The 18789-nt window shown below is 35.9% G+C and carries 19 protein-coding genes; 12 read left to right on the forward strand and 7 right to left on the reverse strand.

The annotated features are described in order from the left end of the window. The first annotated feature begins 193 nt into the window (after nt 1-193). Genes V6C17_RS12815 through V6C17_RS12830 form a run of 4 tightly spaced genes read left to right on the forward strand, consistent with a single transcriptional unit; the run spans nt 194 to nt 4497 of the window. A complete protein-coding gene (locus V6C17_RS12815; protein WP_333522967.1) occupies nt 194-2386 on the forward strand; it encodes a molybdopterin-containing oxidoreductase family protein in 2193 nt (730 codons plus the stop codon). Further along, entirely contained in the window at nt 2386-2925 is a 540-nt protein-coding gene (locus V6C17_RS12820) for a 4Fe-4S dicluster domain-containing protein (RefSeq protein ID WP_333522968.1), read from the forward strand. The genes V6C17_RS12815 and V6C17_RS12820 overlap by 1 nt, the downstream gene beginning before the upstream one ends. Before the next feature lie 9 nt (nt 2926-2934). Next, complete coding sequence (gene nrfD / locus V6C17_RS12825; protein WP_333522969.1) at nt 2935-3861, forward strand: NrfD/PsrC family molybdoenzyme membrane anchor subunit; 927 nt, start codon at nt 2935-2937, stop codon at nt 3859-3861. Between the two features lie 9 nt (nt 3862-3870). Further along, on the forward strand, nt 3871-4497 hold the full coding sequence (locus tag V6C17_RS12830) for a TorD/DmsD family molecular chaperone (protein WP_333522970.1): 627 nt from the start codon (nt 3871-3873) through the stop codon (nt 4495-4497). A 75-nt stretch (nt 4498-4572) separates the two neighbouring features. Here V6C17_RS12830 and V6C17_RS12835 read toward each other — a convergent pair whose 3' ends face one another. Then, complete coding sequence (locus V6C17_RS12835) at nt 4573-5478, reverse strand: hypothetical protein (RefSeq protein WP_333522971.1); 906 nt, start codon at nt 5476-5478, stop codon at nt 4573-4575. Between the two features lie 311 nt (nt 5479-5789). Between V6C17_RS12835 and V6C17_RS12840 the strand changes: the two genes are divergently transcribed. Beyond that, the gene (locus tag V6C17_RS12840; RefSeq protein ID WP_333522972.1) at nt 5790-6377 is read left to right on the forward strand and encodes a tyrosine-type recombinase/integrase; all 588 of its coding nucleotides are present in this window, start codon (nt 5790-5792) and stop codon (nt 6375-6377) included. 81 nt (nt 6378-6458) lie between these two features. Here V6C17_RS12840 and V6C17_RS12845 read toward each other — a convergent pair whose 3' ends face one another. The 4 genes from V6C17_RS12845 to V6C17_RS12860 form a co-directional block, all read right to left on the reverse strand. Further along, on the reverse strand, nt 6459-7985 hold the full coding sequence (locus V6C17_RS12845) for a recombinase family protein (RefSeq protein ID WP_333522973.1): 1527 nt from the start codon (nt 7983-7985) through the stop codon (nt 6459-6461). Between the two features lie 36 nt (nt 7986-8021). Beyond that, complete coding sequence (locus V6C17_RS12850) at nt 8022-8273, reverse strand: hypothetical protein (RefSeq protein WP_333522974.1); 252 nt, start codon at nt 8271-8273, stop codon at nt 8022-8024. Nucleotides 8274-8679: 406 nt separating this feature from the next. Next, nucleotides 8680-9171 carry a relaxase/mobilization nuclease domain-containing protein gene (locus tag V6C17_RS12855; protein WP_333522975.1) on the reverse strand — a complete coding sequence of 164 codons (492 nt, stop codon included), beginning with the start codon at nt 9169-9171 and terminating at the stop codon, nt 8680-8682. A gap of 6 nt (nt 9172-9177) precedes the next feature. Beyond that, on the reverse strand, nt 9178-9597 hold the full coding sequence (locus V6C17_RS12860; RefSeq protein WP_333522976.1) for a hypothetical protein: 420 nt from the start codon (nt 9595-9597) through the stop codon (nt 9178-9180). 725 nt (nt 9598-10322) lie between these two features. Between V6C17_RS12860 and V6C17_RS12865 the strand changes: the two genes are divergently transcribed. Next, the gene (locus V6C17_RS12865; RefSeq protein WP_333522977.1) at nt 10323-12329 is read left to right on the forward strand and encodes a hypothetical protein; all 2007 of its coding nucleotides are present in this window, start codon (nt 10323-10325) and stop codon (nt 12327-12329) included. An 80-nt stretch (nt 12330-12409) separates the two neighbouring features. Here the strand turns inward: V6C17_RS12865 and V6C17_RS12870 are convergent, their stop codons facing one another. Beyond that, nucleotides 12410-12589 (reverse strand): helix-turn-helix domain-containing protein, encoded by a 180-nt coding sequence (locus V6C17_RS12870; RefSeq protein ID WP_333522978.1) that lies wholly within the window; start codon nt 12587-12589, stop codon nt 12410-12412. Nucleotides 12590-12707: 118 nt separating this feature from the next. Beyond that, complete coding sequence (locus V6C17_RS12875) at nt 12708-12887, reverse strand: helix-turn-helix domain-containing protein (protein ID WP_333522979.1); 180 nt, start codon at nt 12885-12887, stop codon at nt 12708-12710. A gap of 381 nt (nt 12888-13268) precedes the next feature. Here V6C17_RS12875 and radC point away from each other — a divergent pair, with 381 nt between their 5' ends. The 6 genes from radC to V6C17_RS12905 all read left to right on the forward strand — a co-directional run bounded on the left by radC (nt 13269) and on the right by V6C17_RS12905 (nt 18680). Continuing rightward, a complete protein-coding gene (gene radC, locus V6C17_RS12880; protein WP_333522980.1) occupies nt 13269-13868 on the forward strand; it encodes a RadC family protein in 600 nt (199 codons plus the stop codon). A gap of 402 nt (nt 13869-14270) precedes the next feature. Continuing rightward, complete coding sequence (locus V6C17_RS12885; RefSeq protein ID WP_333522981.1) at nt 14271-14534, forward strand: hypothetical protein; 264 nt, start codon at nt 14271-14273, stop codon at nt 14532-14534. A 132-nt stretch (nt 14535-14666) separates the two neighbouring features. Further along, complete coding sequence (locus V6C17_RS12890; protein ID WP_333522982.1) at nt 14667-15806, forward strand: hypothetical protein; 1140 nt, start codon at nt 14667-14669, stop codon at nt 15804-15806. 269 nt (nt 15807-16075) lie between these two features. After that, nucleotides 16076-16228 carry a DDE-type integrase/transposase/recombinase gene (locus V6C17_RS12895; protein WP_442891495.1) on the forward strand — a complete coding sequence of 51 codons (153 nt, stop codon included), beginning with the start codon at nt 16076-16078 and terminating at the stop codon, nt 16226-16228. 362 nt (nt 16229-16590) lie between these two features. After that, complete coding sequence (locus tag V6C17_RS12900; protein WP_333522983.1) at nt 16591-17841, forward strand: HNH endonuclease; 1251 nt, start codon at nt 16591-16593, stop codon at nt 17839-17841. A gap of 692 nt (nt 17842-18533) precedes the next feature. After that, nucleotides 18534-18680: a hypothetical protein gene (locus V6C17_RS12905; protein ID WP_333522984.1), complete on the forward strand. Its 147-nt coding sequence runs from the start codon at nt 18534-18536 to the stop codon at nt 18678-18680. The last annotated feature ends 109 nt before the right edge of the window (nt 18681-18789 follow it).

Below are 18789 nucleotides of genomic sequence, written 5' to 3' on the forward strand. Positions count from 1 at the left end.
CAGTACATTTAAAAGACCTTCATAAACCAATAAACCTAGATGAATAAAAAAGAAAATGCCTATTCGGAGAAATAATGAATTCAAAGGAACTGTATATTAACAGGAATGCCATTTCGCTGATTTTTAATGAAGATAGTTAAATGCTATGCTATAATCATAATTATGTTTAATATTTATGTAAGGAGTGGAGTCGTTGGTTTGGGATAAAAAGTTTACTAGACGATCATTTCTAAAAGCCGTGACCGTTGCAGGTTCTGCCGTAGCTGCTAGTGAATTATTCAGCTTTGATAACTGGTTACAAGCCGCTGAGTCAGCACCTACTGTGACTAAAATAAGCTTATGTGGCTCGTGTTCTAATGAATGTGGTATGGTTGTCCATTTGAAGAACAGCAGAGTCTGGAAGGTAGAAGGACATCCTGATCATCCTTACTCAAAAGGCAAACTATGTGCTCGCGGCCATTCCAGCATTGCTTGGCCGTATAGTCCAGATAGGCTGACTAAACCCTTAAAAAGAGTAGGCGAAGGCAAATATGAGCCTATTAGTTGGGAGCAGGCCTACTCAGAAATAGGTGACCAACTAAAGAATATTGCGGCAGCCGCCGGTCCTGGCAGTATCTTTTTTGCTCATAATCCCCGTCCAACTAACAGCTTTTATGGGCCAAGATTGATGCATGCATTAGGCTCTCCTAACGTAATGACTCACGGTACATCTTGCCGCTCAGGAAGGGATGTAGGATACGCTTACACAATGGGAGATGTTCCAAGTGCAGATATCTCTGGTGCTAAATATATTGTATTTTTAGGCCGTAACTACGCCGAAGGTATTCGTCCTTCTTCATTGGCTTCGCTAACTTCATCTGCTGATAAAAAGGCGAAAATTGTAATTGTTGATCCTAGGCTTAATAATACCATGCCTTTAGCTAGTGAATGGGTGCCGATACGCCCTGGAACCGACTTAGCACTTTTACTAGCCATTAGTAATGTTTTGATTAGCGAAAATCTTTATGATGCTGATTTCGTAGCAAAAAACACTGTAGGTTTTGAAGAACTTAAAAAAGGCGTAGAGTTTAATACTCCCGAATGGGCCGAAGAAATCACCGGTATTTCGTCAGCAACTATTAAACGTATTGCACGCGAGTTAGCTGCGGCCAAGCCTAAAGCATTACTGGAACCGTCGTGGAAAGGCGCTTATGGATGCAGTTATCAAAATAGCAGTCAGACTGCGCGAGCTGCTGCATGTGTTAATGGTCTGCTAGGTAACCTTGGCAAACCAGGCGGCTTGTTTTTTGGCGTCAACGTAAAATTTGGCTCCTTGAATAAAAATATATTTCCTGAACCGCCGAAATCAAAAATTGAACGAGCTGATGGTTCCGGAGTAAAAGGGAAGTTCCCACTATCGCTGCCAAAAGACGGTATTCCTCAGTTAATGGCTCAAAAAGCTGCCGAAGGAACTGTTAAGGCTGGTATTGTTTATAGGCATAATATGGTAAGAAATTATCCAGATCCTCAGTTCATGGCAGATGGCCTTAAAAAACTTGAATTATTAGTTGTAGTTGATATCCAAATGTCAGAAATGGCTGAAATCGCCCATTATATATTACCTGAGACAAGTTTTCTTGAAAGGGATGAAGTAGTTGGTTCGTACGCTGGCAAAAAGCCGTGCGTAATGGTACGCTCTAAAGTTATTGATGTTTTACACTCAGAAACACGCCCTTTCCATGAAATTATTACTAATATTGCCCATAAGTCTGGGGTCGGCAAGTATTTTAACTTTACCCTAGATGAACTAAATACAGCTATGTTGGAACCATTAGGTATAAAATGGTCAGATTTTAAGAACAAAGGTATTGTTATGGCAAAAGAAGAGTGGAAAGAAGGTTTCCCTGCTTTAAAAACTGCCTCAAAGAAAGTGGAGTTTTACTCTCAAGCTTTTGTTGATGCCGGTTTTCCTGGTATTCCCGTCTGGGAATCACCGCTGGCAGTGCCGGCAAAAGGCGAGTTTTATTTAATCCATGGCAAGCAAGCACATATATCTCATACTTCTACTGCAAACAATCCTTATTTACTTCAAATTGCAAAAGATTATAATTTAGAACGTTTATGGATTAATACATCGAAAGCGGCCGAGCTTGGTATAAAAGATGGCGATAACGTAACAGTTGAATCTGATTTAGCACAGCGATCCATTAAAGTCAAAGTTACTGAACGTATACATCCTGACGCTGTGTTTTTACCTATGGGTTACGGAAGCTTTGCTAAAGGATTAAAGACTGCAGCAAACTTTGGCGTAAGCATGAATGACTTTGCTCCATTCCGCTTAGAGCCTATTTCTGGACACTGTATGATGGCAGAGGCTGTTGTCCGAGTACGTAAGGGGGTTAAATAATGCCGCGCTACGGAATGCTTATTGATACTAATAAATGTGTTGGCTGTTTTGCTTGCAGGGTTGCCTGTCAAATGCAAAATAGTCTTACACCTGAGAATAGTTTCATTAGATATGAAGAAAAAGAAACTGGTAAATATCCAAATGTAAAATGGAAGGTGTACCCTATTCAATGCCATCATTGTGAAACTGCTCCTTGCGCACCTGTATGTCCCACTAAAGCTAGGCAGATTAGACCAGATGGTGTTGTAGTTGTTAATTCTAAAAAATGCATTGGCTGTAAATATTGTGTTGCCGTTTGCCCTTATCAGGCTAATACAGTAAACAGTAAAACAGGCGAAGTTGATAAGTGCCGATTTTGCATAGAAATAGTAGAGCAGGGTGGGACTCCGGCTTGTGTATCCACCTGCCTTACTCACGCTCGAATTTTTGGTGATTTAGATGATCCTAACAGTAAAATTGCCAAAGCTATTGCAGCTAAGAAACCAAAGGCCTTAGCTGCAAATTTAGGTACAAAGCCCAAAATTTATTACGTAGAGTGAGGTGGCAATATGGTTTGGGGTACACTCGTTGCCATATACTTATTTATGGCTGGTATCGCTGCTGGTACTTACTTGCTCGGTACTATAATTGAAACATTTTGGTCTAATAGAGGCTTAGAAATGATACGGAAATATAGCCTTATTTTAAGCTTTCCGCTTGTGGCTATCAGTTCCATTTTTCTTGTAGTAGATGCAGAGGCTGGTCTGCATAATCCTTTGCGCCTTATTTATATACTGGCGAATTTTCCGAACTCAATGATGTCGGTGGGAACTTTAATAATTGCATCTTTTCAAATAATTACTTTATATGCTGCATGGCGGGCGTTGTACTCAAAAAATCAGTCTGCCGTCATGCGCATTATCGGAAGCGTAATGGCGGTTGGACTTACAGTTTATACCGGCTTATTGCTGCAAGTATCTCAGGCTATCCCGTTCTGGCATAATGATATTTTGCCTATTTTATTTACAGTTTCCGGCATATCTACTGGCTTTGCAGCTGCGATAATAATAGGTGTTTACGCTGACAGACGACAGTTGGCAAACCTAATGCCAATCAAGAAGGTGCATATACTATGCTTACTTGCAGAAGGCTTACTTTTAATAGCGTTACTATCAAACGCTGGCAAAATTGATGGTGGCGCCCAATCAGTTGCAAAATTATTGACAGGTTCGCTGTCACCGCTTTTTTGGGGTGGCCTTGTAACAGTTGGTTTGGTATTGCCAATCATTATCGAAGCATATGAGCTTTTCAAAAATCACAACGTAATTGCTATAAACAATGGCTTGCACCCAGCAGATGAGACGGCAGCCACAATTGACAGTGAACTTAATTCCGGATTTAGCCTGCTATTGGTTAGCGAAGGTGCAGTACTGCTCGGTGGTTTTATTTTACGATATTTGGTTTTAGCAGCCGCAACATTTATCAGTTTAATTTAGGAGAAATCTATGAGTAAACTAAATCACCGTATAGGCTTGTACAATTTGTTCGCCGAGTTCTTCAAGGAACCAACTGCAGAGTTGCTAAATGAACTGCCAGATATAGTTGGTTTTTTGCAAGATTCTTTTGCCATACTTCATTACGACATTCCATATGAACGATACGCCCATTGGAAATTAAACTTTGCTGATTTTTCTGAACTGAAGCAATCATACACTGAAAGTTTTCAGTATCCCAATACTAATAGAATAGTGCCTGTTGAGTCCATATATCGCCAGTGGACTTACGATAAAGGGGCGGAAGTAGCTTTTGCAAAAGAAAAGGGCTACCTAATGAGTGATGCTGCACTTCACATGCAAGCACTATATACTGAATTTGGTATTGAAATACCCGATGAGTATGTCATTATGCCAGATCACATTTGTCTTGAACTGGAATTTGCAGCTTTATTGTTGGAACACAATGCTGAAGACAGCTACGCAGTTTTTATTAGCGAGCATCTCACTTGGTTAAAAGAAATGTCAGAAGATGCACAAAAAAAGAGAATTCCAAAATTTTATCAAGAAGTAATAGCTGTTTTAAGTCAGTTTGTTGATTGCGAACTTAAGCAGCTTGAAAAACCTCAACAATATTAGACGAATAAGATTATAAAAAAACTACCCTTAGCCTAACGAAAGAGGTTAAGGGTAGTTTTTTTATTACAGCATAGATTACTTTTTGAGTTTTTGAAGTTCGATTTCTAGAAGAGAAGACTTTTGTATTTCAGACTGTTCACTTAGTCTAAGTCTATTTACTTCTTGTTGAAGTAGTTCGATCTTTTCGGTAGCCGCTACAAGCTGGGGTTCTAGAATCTGCATACGTTCCTCTAGTCGATTGCGGGCAATAGTTTCGATAGTTAGTTTTTCACTAGTTAATTGATAGTTTTGTCTTTCTGATGCTAATTCTTCTTGTGCTCGATTAATTGCTAATAAGTTTGACTCAACTTTAGACTGCAGTTCTTGATTTGCGGCCTCTAAAAGAGCTGCTTTATTTTTAGCATCTGCAACAACCTTCAAGGATACTTTTAAATCTGTTTCAGCTTTTTCCTTAAGTCCAAATGCTTCGTCGGCATGCTGCTGTATCCGACTAATCATACCCTCAATGCCTTTTTTGCGATCCATTTCACTATTCAATTCAGCCTTAAGTGACTTAGCTTCAGCTTGCGCTGTTACTAGGTCCTTTTTTGTTAAAGATAGTTCTCTTTCAAGTTCTGATATTCTCTCTGATATCTGCAATGCATTATCTTCAGAATTCTGCGCACGCTGTTTGTAGTCCGCTATTGTCTTAAACTTATCTGATTCAATCACTTGCATAGCATATAATAGACTTTCGGTAGTTGTGATTATGTCAGTAACAGCTTTTTTAATAACCTGCATTTGTGGTGGTTCAGCATCTTGTTTATTCTCGCGGTAAATATTTAACATATCATTCATGAAGTCAGAAAATTTCTTTTGACCTGATGATTTTTGTGCTTCCTTAAGCATATGCATTAAGTTTTCATCTACTTTACCACCGTAGGTGAACCATTTTGATTTATCCTGACTAGAAGTTTCTAATATATTTTCAAATTCACTCATTTTATTCGCTCCTAATTACAACATTATCCCACCCTCAATAATGTTAACATATTTTAGTGTAAATTGAAAGATGTTAACATTATATAAATGGCTATGTTAACACATGTCAACATAGCCATTTATATAACCAGGTCAATCTGATAGGCGATATTACAATCTCACATAATGTTATTATGTGAGATTACATGCATTTGTTATAAACCCAGTATCTATAAGGGCTTATAGCCACTTTTGAACAAGTGAGCGACTTGACAGATTAGCAAACTAAGGGTACAATCTCACATAATGGTTGTTTGTGAGGAGCAGTTTATATGAAGTTTGTAGAACCTTTTAGAAATAAAAAAGAGGTAGAGGCAGTTAGACTATATCTTAGGGGTAAATCAATTAAACACGGGTTATGGTTTTGGATTGGTGTTAATTCCGCACTTCGTATCTCTGACTTATTAGCATTACGAGTGGGCAATGTAACTAAAGAAGATGGCACTATTGTAAATAAAATTACACTAAAAGAACAAAAGACGGGGAAGACAAAAGAGTTCCCTATATCCGATAAGATACGTAACGAGATTCAGACCGTTATTAAGCATTACGGACTTGAAAAAGAGGATGATCCATTGTTCCCAAGTCATAAAAAGGGAGAAAAGGGAACACTTAAACCTATCGGTCGTTCTTATGCTAATCAACTAATTACCGAGGCAGCAGCAATGTGCAATATTAGAGGGAACTATGGCAGTCATTCCATGCGAAAGAGTTTCGCGTATTTCGCTTGGCAGCAAGGAACCGATGTTTTATTGTTAATGGACTTACTCAATCATTCATCACCAAAAGATTTACGACGTTACATTGGTATTACCCAAGATCAATTAAACGAAGTTTACCTAAGTGTAGATCTAGGATAAAATTTAATTTAATTTCCTGGAAATAATTGTAATTACACAAAAAGAATAAACCCCAGTTCACTTATCAAAGTAGAACTGGGGTTATTTTAGTTTTATTTGAACGTGTATTTCAGGTCGGCTACCTCGACCACGAGTGTCATCAACCCGTTCAACAATCACTTTGTCCAAAACGGCCTGTAACGCAACTCTTTTTTCATGTATTGTAAAACTATCTTTATTAAGATTCATTTTAATAGTATCTGCGATTTCTGTTGCGGATCGGGCAGGGGAGACCGCGTCTAATTCTGATTCGTAAGTGTTCTTCATTTGCGCAATATCAGCTAACTGCTTACGTATGTCTTTCAACTGAATTTCAGCTTCACTTTCACTCAACATCTTTTGCCTAAACCAACGCATTACAGTATCTCTTTGTTGCAGAATTTCTTTCTCAACTTTTATCATTTGGTCGATTACTGCCTTATGTTTATGAGTATCTTTTTTAGGAGAAATTGCTTGAATATATTCAGCAATCCGGTCAGGATTATGACATAATTCTAGTAGATACTCAAAAACATGCGCATCAAGTATCTTTGTGGGTACTTGTCTTGCTATACAAGGCTGCTGGCCTGAGTAAACATACGACGAACTTTTCTGACTTAAGCAAGCGTAATAACTAATAGCTTTATTGCAACCCGAGTGAGAAATTACCATAGCCCGCCCACACTTAGCGCATACGACGTAGCCATTCAAAAGATAGTCTCGCTTCAAATTACGCTTAGCACGATCTTTGTTTTCCTGAAGTTGTCTCTGAGCCGCTTGCCAGGTAAACTCATCAATAATTGCTGGAACTTTGATTGTAATCCACTCTGACTCCGGTCGTTGTGTCCGTTTTTTCTTATTTAACCCAATTTTTTCATAACGATATTTCATCGAATTTATAATACCTTTATAAATCGTATTAGTTATTATCCTATGTACGCTAGAAACAATCCAGCTTTTCTTAGCGCGCGGGGAAGGAATACCACGAGCATTGAGTTCCTTACATATTCTTGCTGTGCCCATTTTTTCTTTGACAATAAAATCAAATATCATTTTTATAATCTCAGCTTCCGCATCGTTAATTATATATGTACTTTTTTCTTTATCAAAATCATATCCAAATGGCTTAGCATTACTAATTACAAATCCTTTGGACGCTTTACCACGTTTACCACGCATGGTACGTTCTTTAATTTTTTCTTTTTCATATTCCGCTACTATGCCTTGAAACTTGTACATTAGCTCGCCTTCGGATGTGGCTTCGAAATTTACTGATGCAAACCTTCGCAACGCTCCGGCTTTATTTATCTCTTCCGATATAATTAGAAGATGAATTGTCTTTCTAGCTAGTCGATCTGGCGCATAAGCAATCACCAAATCAAAATGCTTATTCATCAGTTTTTCTCTCATTGATGTCAGGGCAGGGCGATCAATGAATTCTCCTGAATATCCATCATCAATAAATTCTTCTATGCTAGTTGCACCTAACTCAAAAGCGCATTTACGACAAGCTTCTAACTGGGTATCAATAGAATATCCTTTTTCAGCCTGTTGGTCAGTAGATACACGCACGTATATTGCTGCATTCATATAATTAACACTTCCTTAAATCTATTTCAATAATTATTACTTAGCCTGAGCGAGCTGTGTTCGCTTTAAAAGCCCTTCGATTAGCGGTGTCATAAATTTCTTGCTATACGTAGCTTGCATTTCAGCTGTATGATTTACAAGAGTAATTCTAACTACCGGAGTATAGTCTTGCTTAGCCTTATTTCCACTAGTCATCACACCATCACCTCGATTAATCGTATGCCGATGATGGTTGTCTAATTGTTCATTTTTTTTAGGAAAGTCTATTATATTTTTCATTATATTCATATCGAAACTTTCTCCTCACTTTATAAATAAGAAAAGAGCATAGGAAAATGCTCTCAATAATAAATACTCTGGAACGAAAAAAGACATAAATGTCTTAAAACACTTACGTCTCTAATTAAAGTTAATACTATTGTTTATTTGAATTATCATCTGATTGGCTCTATTATTCACCTTCTTATTAATATTTTTATTAATTTGTTAGATATCTTGTATTTTTTTACTGAATGCTTCATTTATATAATATATATTTGAATTTGACGAAAATCACCACATATACAGGTTGTAGTTATAACCGATTTTACTTCTCTTTAACTCAATAAAAGCGGGCCGCTGTACGTTTTTGTATTAAACATTTTGCGACACGCCTTTAAACTTCAAAGTTAAATATAGCATGCCCAAGTCTACGCTACACTGGCGCATCATAGACTTTTATCAGCGATACATTGTACTCATTTAAAACATTATTGATTTGACGCTTTATTTCATCTAGTTTAGCCAGATTAAAATCCATTCGCTTTCCTGTTGTAAAGTCGATATTATTGCTTGCAAAATGGGTATGCAAATTATCCGTATTAATATGAACTGCCATTAATACCTGATAGTTTCCATAAAAGTTAGCAATCAAATCACACACTCTTACAGAAAGCATTTTAAAATCTGACAAATTAATCGGGTCATTTTCCTCCAGACTCAAAACGATATGGAAACATGCTCTGCCGTTCTCTTGATGAAACACTTTTTTTACTAGTTCCATGTCTTCAGCAGGATAAAACATACTTACATTACTCCCATAAATCAAATCACGACGTGTCGAGTTGGAGTTTGCCACATAATTACATATGGCATATAAATCATTTAAAGCATAATGTTGCTGTGTTGTTATATTAAGAACTGTCATACATACCTACCTCCAGCATTTCATATAGTCACTGATGCGATAGATCTCTTCTTGATATTTTCTAGATAGTTGGTCAATAAATAACTCAGCTTTTGCTACATAAACTGGCAGGATTGAATTGGTAGTACCTTCCTGAAGTAACATGTGTTTTATCTGGTTAATATCAGTTTGTACATTCTCTATTTCACGAGACAACTGAAGGTTGTGCTGATTTATCGTATTGTTAAATTTATTTATACATTTTATTAGTTGACTACCATTAGTAATCACATTAACTGTTCCATGGTGAATCAGTGAACGAACTACATTGCTTATCGTATCATCTGAAATCTCACATAACTTATCCAGTTTACTATTGGTTTCTTCATCCAATCGAACATTTAGTCGTTTTTGGTCCTTTGAGCCGTCTTGTTGTTTTCTAGTCATAAACTGCACTCCTTCTAACATTATATAAATTTCTAAAGCTTAGAAGCTTTGATTTACTTTTTTGTTAGATGGTTTGTAACTTTTAAAATTCAACTTGTATTACAAGTTCTATCTTGTAATTAATATTGTCTATACATAGTTTAGTAATAAATTATCTCTATTGCTGTAATAGTTCAACCAATAATCTATAGAGTATACATTAACTAGTTATATATGTCATATGATACGTTTTATATAAAAATGAGGTGGTATAGTTCTTTAACTATATGTTAGTATGTTTATCTTTAATTAATATGCTTTAAATCGGTTTCCACGTATGTTCATCAAATTAGGCACAGTGCTTTTAACAAACACACTAATTTCATCTATTGAATTTTTCGAATAATATTTTAAAGTATGAGAGTTTATTCAAAGTTTGAAAGAATTAGTGGACCCAGTTACATGTTAACAGTAAAAAAGTCATAGAAAAAATCACCTTTAGCGCTGACTGAAAAAGCAGTTGCCACAAGCGGACTTTAAGAGGGACTTGAGAATCGGCTAGTATAATGAACTTGTAGGGCATAATCAAACCGCCCGTTTTACGTGTGGTTATGACTATTATTTAAATGTACTAATGATCATAAATTTTTAAAATTTGATTGCGGAGCACTCTATAACGCTATAAAATGTTGATAATAAAACAATAAAAAATGACACATTTTAAATTTTGACACACGGGGTTAATGATGACTAATGTAAATGATAATTGCGGTACTATTGGACATGTATCGCTTAGACGGACCGAAAAAGCAGTGCGACGACATGCAAAACATGAAAAAGTAATTGCTATCTGGAATGAATATCTATCCACCTTCGCAGAGTATAGGCACAATGTTATTGAGATGATTAGCACGCAAATTTTGAATAATGCAGCATCAAATGTAGGAGTGCGGCACAATGAAGCATCGATCTATGCTAGAGATAGTTTTGATGCTAAGTACAGTGTTTTTTTGGTTACTTCTCAATTCTTTCTTGGTAAAGATAAAACTGTGTATAGCAGATGGAATAAAGATTTCTTTTTTACTAAAGATAATTATTGCGAGATTTTTAATCGGCATGGTTATCATTATCCTCCTATGCGTTTAATTGATCTGCTTTATCAATTATTATCATTGACTAGGGATGAGCATATATTTTGGCAATATGAAAGATATAAACGGGCAAATAATGCTATAGATTGTATATTTGATAACCCGGATTTTTTTGTTTGCTACGAAGATAATATATATTTGAATACGGGTACGAAAAAGACTCTACTTAATGTACATACTTATCAGGACCCTGTTAAATTTAATAATTTCTTAAAAGATGGATTCATTTTTCATGGTAAAGTATATAGATCTTTTGATAAGCTGCAACGGCCGTCATTGAAACAGTTTAGAAGTATAATGTCAATGATCAGACCCTATGCTACTAAACATAATAATTTGGAAATCAATCGTAATAGCAAACAGGGTTTTCTGCAACTTATAGTTCAGTATTTACACCAAAGGCATGGGATGTTTACAAACTATTCTAGTAGATCAAACTTAATAATTAGTAATGAGGCTAGAGAACTTTGGCAGTTTGTTCCTGGATATATGAATGCGTCAAGTGCTTTAGATGATATCCCTATTAGTTTCATAAAATACTTATTAATGTTAACAGAAGGAAATTTAGCCAATATCGATCAAATAGCTAAACTGATTGCAAGAATTAATTTAGAAAAGACATATACGGAAAAAAATGAAAAAAGCTTACAACAATTCATCAGTCCAAAGTTAATTATTGCTATTACACCAAATATAAATTTATTGCAAAAATTGCTATCTGAGATCTACTTTTTTGAGCAAACGATCGTAAAGAATATGTCGTATCTGTGCAGTGATAAGGGCGTGATAGAAAGTACAAACTTTAAAATATGTGAGGGAATACTACAGGTTATAGAGAAAAGTTCAGATATCAGTGAAAAGGATTTAAAAAGACTTAGCAAATTCATACAATCTATTCCAGTAAAGATAAAAGATAATGCTGTTGGGCAAATAAGGTATACTAGTAACAGCCAATATCTAATGGTTGTAGAAAAATTCGATGATTTGAATATGTACTCTAACTTTCTTTCAAATTTTGTTGAAATACTCCCTTTGCAGGGGAGAAAAGTAGAAGAAATGATTAATAATGAAGAATTGAGAAGTGGCAAAAAGAAGAATAACACGCCTGCATATTTGAACATAACAAACTTTCCGCAGTTATCTCAAGAAGCTGTCTTTTGGCTGATTACCGTATTTACTATTTATGGTTTGATATTACTATGGGAAGAAGATCTATCTGCTTCGAAGAGTAGTGCGAAAATGATCGATAATAAACAGATTGTTGAGGCCTTCATCGAAGAGTGTTGTACTCAATCCGAGCTAGTAGATTGTTATGCTGACGAACTGTACAATGCTTATAAGCAGTTTTTTTCATATAATTATAAGGCTACTTCAATGAAGCGAACACACCTGGTTAATATGCTAAAACTTAACACTCAGTATAGATACTGCCGTCTACGTCATAGTGCGAATGATAATAAATGGGGATTTAGAGGAATAACAGTGAATAAGGAAAAAATGCAAAAATATAATTTATATGAGAGTAATGATGAGCAAAATTTTAGTAAGATTAAGGATTATTTAAAAGGTATAAATAAGAAAATCATTCCACTTTTCACCTAATCTGCATAAAATTGCTATTTTGTGGATAAAACCTAAAAAGTAATAGAAGACTTGGCAATTACCAAGTCTTCTATTACTTTTTATTTGCTTTGAATAAAAATATAATCAATCACGCTTTGTTTAGGAATTTTCCAGATACGACCTTGCTGAAAAGCTTTGATGTCTTTAGAGGATAGTAGGGTATATGCTGCATTTTTACCGATGGATAGCATTTCACAAAGTTCTTCTACAGTTACTAAATCATTATATTGCTCAAACATGATTATGGTACTCCTTTTCATTTTTTGCACAGTATGTTGTAAACAACTTATTGGACATTAAGAAAAAAAATTTAACTGCTAAAGCCGATTAATTCAAGCTTACTATGAAAAAATCATCTTACTTCTTAAGGCGTAATCGGATATAATTTTCAAGCGAAGCAGCATCAATCTTCCAAGCCTTTCCGGCTTTATAGGCACATAATTCCCGATTTTGGATCATTTCACATACTTTTTGGGAGCTAACTCCTAGTAGGTTAGCAGCTTCAGAAACATGTAATACTAGCTTTTCAATCACCATGATGATTCACCACCTTGTTTTATTTTTTACTATTATGTTAGTTGGTTCAGGATTTGTTTAGATGATTTACATGAGATATTGTTCTATTTTAGTATCTATTGTAAAAAAAATAAGAAATAGTCGATCATTTGAATGATATATTATAATAATGAACTTGTAGGTCTTACTGATATACAGTAAAGCCCCTGCACGGAACATAGGAACATAACAAATCACCCATGAGTCAAGTGGATCAGACACTTGGCTCTTTTTGTCGTATCCAAAAAACTAAAAAGAAATGAGGAATGAACATGAAAATAGGAAAATAAAATTAGCCCGTTGCGAATGTGATTCAAACGCAACAGGCTAATGATTTTACAAAAAAGGAGGTTATTAATAAAATTGAAGGATGATTTTCAATATATATTAGCAGAATGCTTACGTGAAACTAGCGAAGGGTATACAATACAAGCCCTTTTAAAAGAATTTTCGAGTATTCAGGATTTGATGAATGCTAGTGAAGAAGATATGAAAGGTATAAAAGGGATTGGAGCAGTTAAAGCAAAACAATTATCTGCTATATTAAGATTTGTGCGTTATGTACAGAGTAATCCTAGTAATAATCGGATTGTGATTCGTAGTCCACAGGATGTTTATAGTTTTGTTCGAGGCGAGCTAGAATATTTAACTGTGGAGCATTTTATGGTAATCGGATTAAATACAAAGAATCATATTGTTTTCGAACAAACTATATCGGTTGGCAGTCTAAATGCTAGTATCGTACATCCTAGAGAAACCTTTAAATTATTAATTCGCAAAGCTTGTGCTTCGGCTGTAGTAGTACATAACCATCCAAGCGGAGATCCAACGCCAAGTCAAGAGGATATTGATTTGACTAAAAAACTAGTGCAAGCTGGAACGATTATTGATATTCCCATTCTAGATCATCTAATTGTCGGACAAGGAAGGTATGTAAGCCTAAAGGAAAAAGGTATTATTTAAGCGGAATATGCTATCGGTAAATATAAAAAAATAATATAGATGTTAGAAACGTCTCTATTATTTTTTGAAATTCTATAATTATGGAAATAAAAACGATACTGTATAGTAAGTAATTTTATGGTCAAAAAGAAAATGAGTAGCTTCTTGAAGTTACAGGAAGCGCTGCAAAGAACTGGTTTTGAAGGAGTTTTGCAGATGGGCTATAAAGAAATATTATAAAGAATTGACCAAAAGAAAAAGGCTCTAGACAGCAAGAAGCCCCTTCCACAGCATACACTTGCTAGCTTACGGAAAAAACTGCTAGTCGAATGGACTTATCATTCGAACGCGATTGAAGGCAATACACTGACATTTTCGGAAACAAAGGTTGTTTTAGAAGGGATTACTGTCAGTGGTAAAACATTGCGAGAGCATCTAGAAGTTATAAATCATAGGGAAGCTATTATATATAGAGGATATTATACATCGGCTAGAAAAGCTAAGCGAATGGCAGATAAAGAATTTCCACGCTATCGTGCAGAAGGGGATTCTTCCTTCAGCGGAGCAGAGCATGTACGGCCTGACTTTATGCAGGACCTGATGAAGTTGTACCAAGGAGACGGTCAGAATGTGCATCCAGTAGAACGTGCTATGTTTTGTCTTAAATGGCAGGATAAAGTCGAATAGGCAAAGAAAATAGTCATAATTTACTACTGAGTAAATTATGGCTATTTTTACATAAGCGCTATTATCGTACAATCGCGTAAAGAGAGATAACTTATTGGCATAATTAATAATTTTGATTGAGGTATAAGTTTTATGGGGTATAAGGAAAGGTTCTACTCAGACCTAGAGAAACATAAACCTGCTGAAGAGTGCATTGGGAAGACTTTCGAAGAGTATAAACAATATGAAACTCATGATAAAGGGGAAATATCCAGAGATGCCTATGCAGGTTTGGCGGAATTACTTTCTCCAGAGCAATTTGAAGCTAATTTAAAGATACTTTACTATTATGATTGCTTCAACGACTTAACACAGCAAAAGGAGAATATTAGAAAGCTGTGGGATGAGTTCCTACAAGTAAACTTTCAGGAAACTCCGGCTAAACTAGCACCTGACATATATCTATTGTTGAAAATTTCTGTCTTGGCAAATTTGACCCAGGAGGATTTGAGTAAAATTTTATTAGGTGTTTGCCTAAATGCACTTGAAAAGTTTCCAGAGCGCGAAGTATCAAATTTAGAATCTACATTAAAAGACATTTTTAAATGGTACGATTTTCGTGCAAATATAGAAAAAATAGTTCCTGTTTACTATGTAGAAGCTGATGTACTACAGTTTATGAATTTATATTATAGTAATCAAGCGAAATTTAGTGTCGTAAAATCAGAAACTCCGAGTACTTTTTTGCATTTTACAGCTTGTATACATTATCTGTATTCTCGTTTAGCCGTTGATCGCCGTTTTCAGTATAAAGATTTTTTTCGCCAGATAATGTTGGAAAGGATCTCTGTATTAAAAAACATGGGCGCTTTTAATGAAATGAGTGAAAGTATAGTTCTATATCATGAGGAATTCCAAAAGTCTATAACAGACAAATCAAAGTTCCTAGTTTCTTGGGCGATGGGTTTCTTCACAGGATATGGCGAAAAGCCATTTAGGTTACTGTGGGTTTTATTGGGGTTACTTTTTTCTTTTACAATTTTATATTATCCAAATCCTTTCGGGTGGGGATACTTTGTAATCAAGGGGGTTGGCGAACCAGGCCAGGGAATGATTGATACCCTTATCGCTTTACTTTATTTCAACAGTACAACTATGCTGACAGCGGCTTACGGTGATATGTATGCTTTAAACTCGGTTACTCGAATAGCAGTAGTTTTTGAACAAATATTAGGTTTTGTAGTGATAGGTAGCTTAATTAGTCTTGTTTTACGAAAAATGTTTAGATATTAGTTGGTTTTCTAACCTTATAACTCATATGGGGATAGTGTAACTGCCAATTATCCAAGGTGCAGTCAAACGTTTCATCGAGGCTGAAATTCAGGATTACAAAACTGCCGCAAGGTTGAGTGCAAACGGTAGGATCACTTTTCTCAAAATCCAGCCATCCAAGTACTATCCAACAAGCTCCAGGCCTGGGGCCTGACGCGATCCGGTCTTTCAATTATGTCCAACTTGACTCAAATTATCTTCTTCAGACCATAAAAGGTTGCTGTCTGTCAATGAGTGATCGAATGAGTAAAGAACAGGTTATATCTGCCTTGATCAACGCTTGCAAGCGTTATGGCAAAAGCCCAGGCGGTATACTCCACTCAGATCGAGGAAGCCAATATTGTTCTAAGGATATCAGAAATCGATCAAAAAGCATGGGTTGATTTGCAGCATGTCCCGCAAGGAAATTGCTGGGACAAAGCTCTTATGACGGCTTTCTAGTGCAAGATGACATATGAGTGGCTGCACAACTATTCATTTCGGACGCGCGCTGAGGCTAGAAGTGCCATATTTGAATGTGCTGAGATTTTTCTAACGGAAGGCGATTGCATGCATCCAATGGATATTTAACACCGGATGAATATTACTCAAAAAATCGATCTACATAGCTTTTTTTGTAAAATATTATGCTATCCTATGAAAACTGAAGCAATCCGTCCATTTTAACTGTCTACTGAACGGGTAACGCCGCATTAGATTTGTATACTGTTTTTGGTAGTTATTAAATTTTTAGGGGGAAATAATAATGAATAAACCTAACTGTTTTTATTGTGGTTCAGATGGGCCTTTTAATAAAGAGCATGTCTTTCCTTATTCTTTAGGTGGCGGTGGAGATGACTGGACATTGATCAATTGTGTATGTGCGCAATGTAATAATATTTTTTCTTCAATAGAGAGAGCTTTTGCCAGACATTCATTAGAAGCTTTGTCTAGAACTGCTTATGGACCTGCAGGTCGGAAAAGAAAAGGAAATTCATCGCGAGCGGTTCCATTATATTCAGATGGAGCGTTCTTGTTAGCGACGGATCGTGATTTGGCATATGAGGCAGGTTTAGAATTAGGGTTAAAGCCATATTTAAGAGCACAAATAATAGAAGATAATTATCCAGAATATATTATTACTGGTTCTGACCGAGATGAATTAGAAAGCTTATTTGCAGCAATTTCAAAGTTTGATGAAAATAAATATCTTACGCTTGAAGTTCCAACAAAAAAGGATCAGCTTTTTAAAGTTGCGCAACTATTTATGGATGAAAACAATGGATTAAAGATTGAAAAAGTTTTCGATTCTCCCCGTCCTATGGGGGCATGGTATGAAGAATTCTTTGAAATGAATGAACGTAGATTAACTCCAAGAATATTTTTGGACGATGAAAAACGTTTGGTTTTAAGGGCAGAATCACCAGAATATGGAGTTAAGTTTATTGGTCATATATTAAAAGTATTACCTAATAAAATGAGCGAAATGGTTGATGGTGTTAGAACGTCCGAAATGGAGGTGCACGACGGTAGTTCAGAGGGGAATAGATTGGTAATACGTACGAAAATTCTTCCCGTGCTAAGTGCGCGGGCTGTTGCTAAAATTGGAATGAATTTTTTGGCAAAGGTTCATGGAGTTGGTATTACGAATGATAGTGCTTTTGATGAGATTAAGTCATTCATAAAAGGTGAGATTCACGATAGTTTGGAAGAAATGAGTTTTCATGTAAATTTGATTAGTGATAAAGACCCATTTGAATTTGTAAAAGTTAATCCTGAAAAGCACTGGGCTGCCTTGCTGAATATAAACGGAGTATTATTATTTGCGCTAAAACTTTATGGAGTAGGCGGCTACATGGCTAAACTAGGGCATATTAGTTTGCCTGAAATGAATACGCTTCCTAATGCAGATATATTTTCGATTGATTATTCATGTAGAACAATTAAAATGCTAAAGCCAATGGATATTGTTGCAGAGTTCAATGCTAAATATAGTATTGACAATAAATCTTTATAATCATTACCTCAAAAAAGAAAAGGGTGTCGAACCATTCGTGAATATCCAATTTCGCGTATTAGTATCGTCTTTCTATTAAAACTCAGGACGAGTCACGCGCGATCTCAGAAAACTCGACGTGGAGGATACGCCGCTGTTTTGAACAAGGTAAGCTCCATATCAACCACACCAAGTTTTTAGGCTATGATAAAGATAAAGACGACAACCTCGTTGTAAATGAAAAGCAGGCCAAAAGAGTCAGGCGTATCTACAATGAATTCCTTGACGATAAAGGAGCAACCGGATAGTGAGAGACCTAGAAAATGACTAGTTCAAGTTGCTAATTCAATCAGAGAATTTGATGTTGACCTATACTTTGCATTGGCAAAAAAATGATAGTTTATGATGGCGGCAGGGTGATTGTACATTTGCTTGATGGTGCAGAAGTTGAATGAATATGGACCCCCGCCTTTCAGAAATCTTCAGTAATATATGCGTCATGAATCTAAATAAATCACTGAACTGATACTATGAGGATCGGATGATTAGCTTAACTTAAATACATGTAGTATAAAACTGCATTTGTTAGTTATAAATTGCAGGATAAAGTCGAATAGGTAGTGAAAAATAACCATAATTTACTCTAAGAGTAAATTATGGTTATTTTTCATAAGGCGCTATTATCGGACTTGTGATCAAAAGGAGGTATTGTCATGATTCAAGAATTCGAAGACTATCTGCTAGAGCTAAGACGCCTTTATAAGCAGGCAACTTTTAAACAGCGGTATAATGTTGGCTGCCAACGAATTGAAAACCCTGATTTCTGGCCGAATCAGCTGTGTAATGTTTTTAGCAACTAAAAAGTTGACCACTTTGATAGCGTAAAAGTTGACCACCATATACTAAGCTAATTATTCTGTGACCGTTGTTTAAAACGGTAAGACTCACCTTCAAACAGTAGTATATGGG

It is taken from the genome of Dendrosporobacter sp. 1207_IL3150, assembly GCF_036763085.1.
GTDB lineage: Bacteria > Bacillota > Negativicutes > DSM-1736 > Dendrosporobacteraceae > JBAIYU01.

Coding starts and splice junctions, on each gene's coding strand:
- V6C17_RS12820 (WP_333522968.1), top strand. CDS start 2,386: ATGCCGCGCTACGGAATGCTTATTGATACTAATAAATGTGTTGGCTGT.
- nrfD (WP_333522969.1), top strand. CDS start 2,935: ATGGTTTGGGGTACACTCGTTGCCATATACTTATTTATGGCTGGTATC.
- V6C17_RS12830 (WP_333522970.1), top strand. CDS start 3,871: ATGAGTAAACTAAATCACCGTATAGGCTTGTACAATTTGTTCGCCGAG.
- V6C17_RS12835 (WP_333522971.1), bottom strand. CDS start 5,478: ATGAGTGAATTTGAAAATATATTAGAAACTTCTAGTCAGGATAAATCA.
- V6C17_RS12840 (WP_333522972.1), top strand. CDS start 5,790: ATGAAGTTTGTAGAACCTTTTAGAAATAAAAAAGAGGTAGAGGCAGTT.
- V6C17_RS12845 (WP_333522973.1), bottom strand. CDS start 7,985: ATGAATGCAGCAATATACGTGCGTGTATCTACTGACCAACAGGCTGAA.
- V6C17_RS12850 (WP_333522974.1), bottom strand. CDS start 8,273: ATGAATATAATGAAAAATATAATAGACTTTCCTAAAAAAAATGAACAA.
- V6C17_RS12855 (WP_333522975.1), bottom strand. CDS start 9,171: ATGACAGTTCTTAATATAACAACACAGCAACATTATGCTTTAAATGAT.
- V6C17_RS12860 (WP_333522976.1), bottom strand. CDS start 9,597: ATGACTAGAAAACAACAAGACGGCTCAAAGGACCAAAAACGACTAAAT.
- V6C17_RS12865 (WP_333522977.1), top strand. CDS start 10,323: ATGACTAATGTAAATGATAATTGCGGTACTATTGGACATGTATCGCTT.
- V6C17_RS12870 (WP_333522978.1), bottom strand. CDS start 12,589: ATGTTTGAGCAATATAATGATTTAGTAACTGTAGAAGAACTTTGTGAA.
- V6C17_RS12875 (WP_333522979.1), bottom strand. CDS start 12,887: ATGGTGATTGAAAAGCTAGTATTACATGTTTCTGAAGCTGCTAACCTA.
- V6C17_RS12890 (WP_333522982.1), top strand. CDS start 14,667: ATGGGGTATAAGGAAAGGTTCTACTCAGACCTAGAGAAACATAAACCT.
- V6C17_RS12895 (WP_442891495.1), top strand. CDS start 16,076: ATGAGTGATCGAATGAGTAAAGAACAGGTTATATCTGCCTTGATCAAC.
- V6C17_RS12900 (WP_333522983.1), top strand. CDS start 16,591: ATGAATAAACCTAACTGTTTTTATTGTGGTTCAGATGGGCCTTTTAAT.
- V6C17_RS12905 (WP_333522984.1), top strand. CDS start 18,534: ATGATTCAAGAATTCGAAGACTATCTGCTAGAGCTAAGACGCCTTTAT.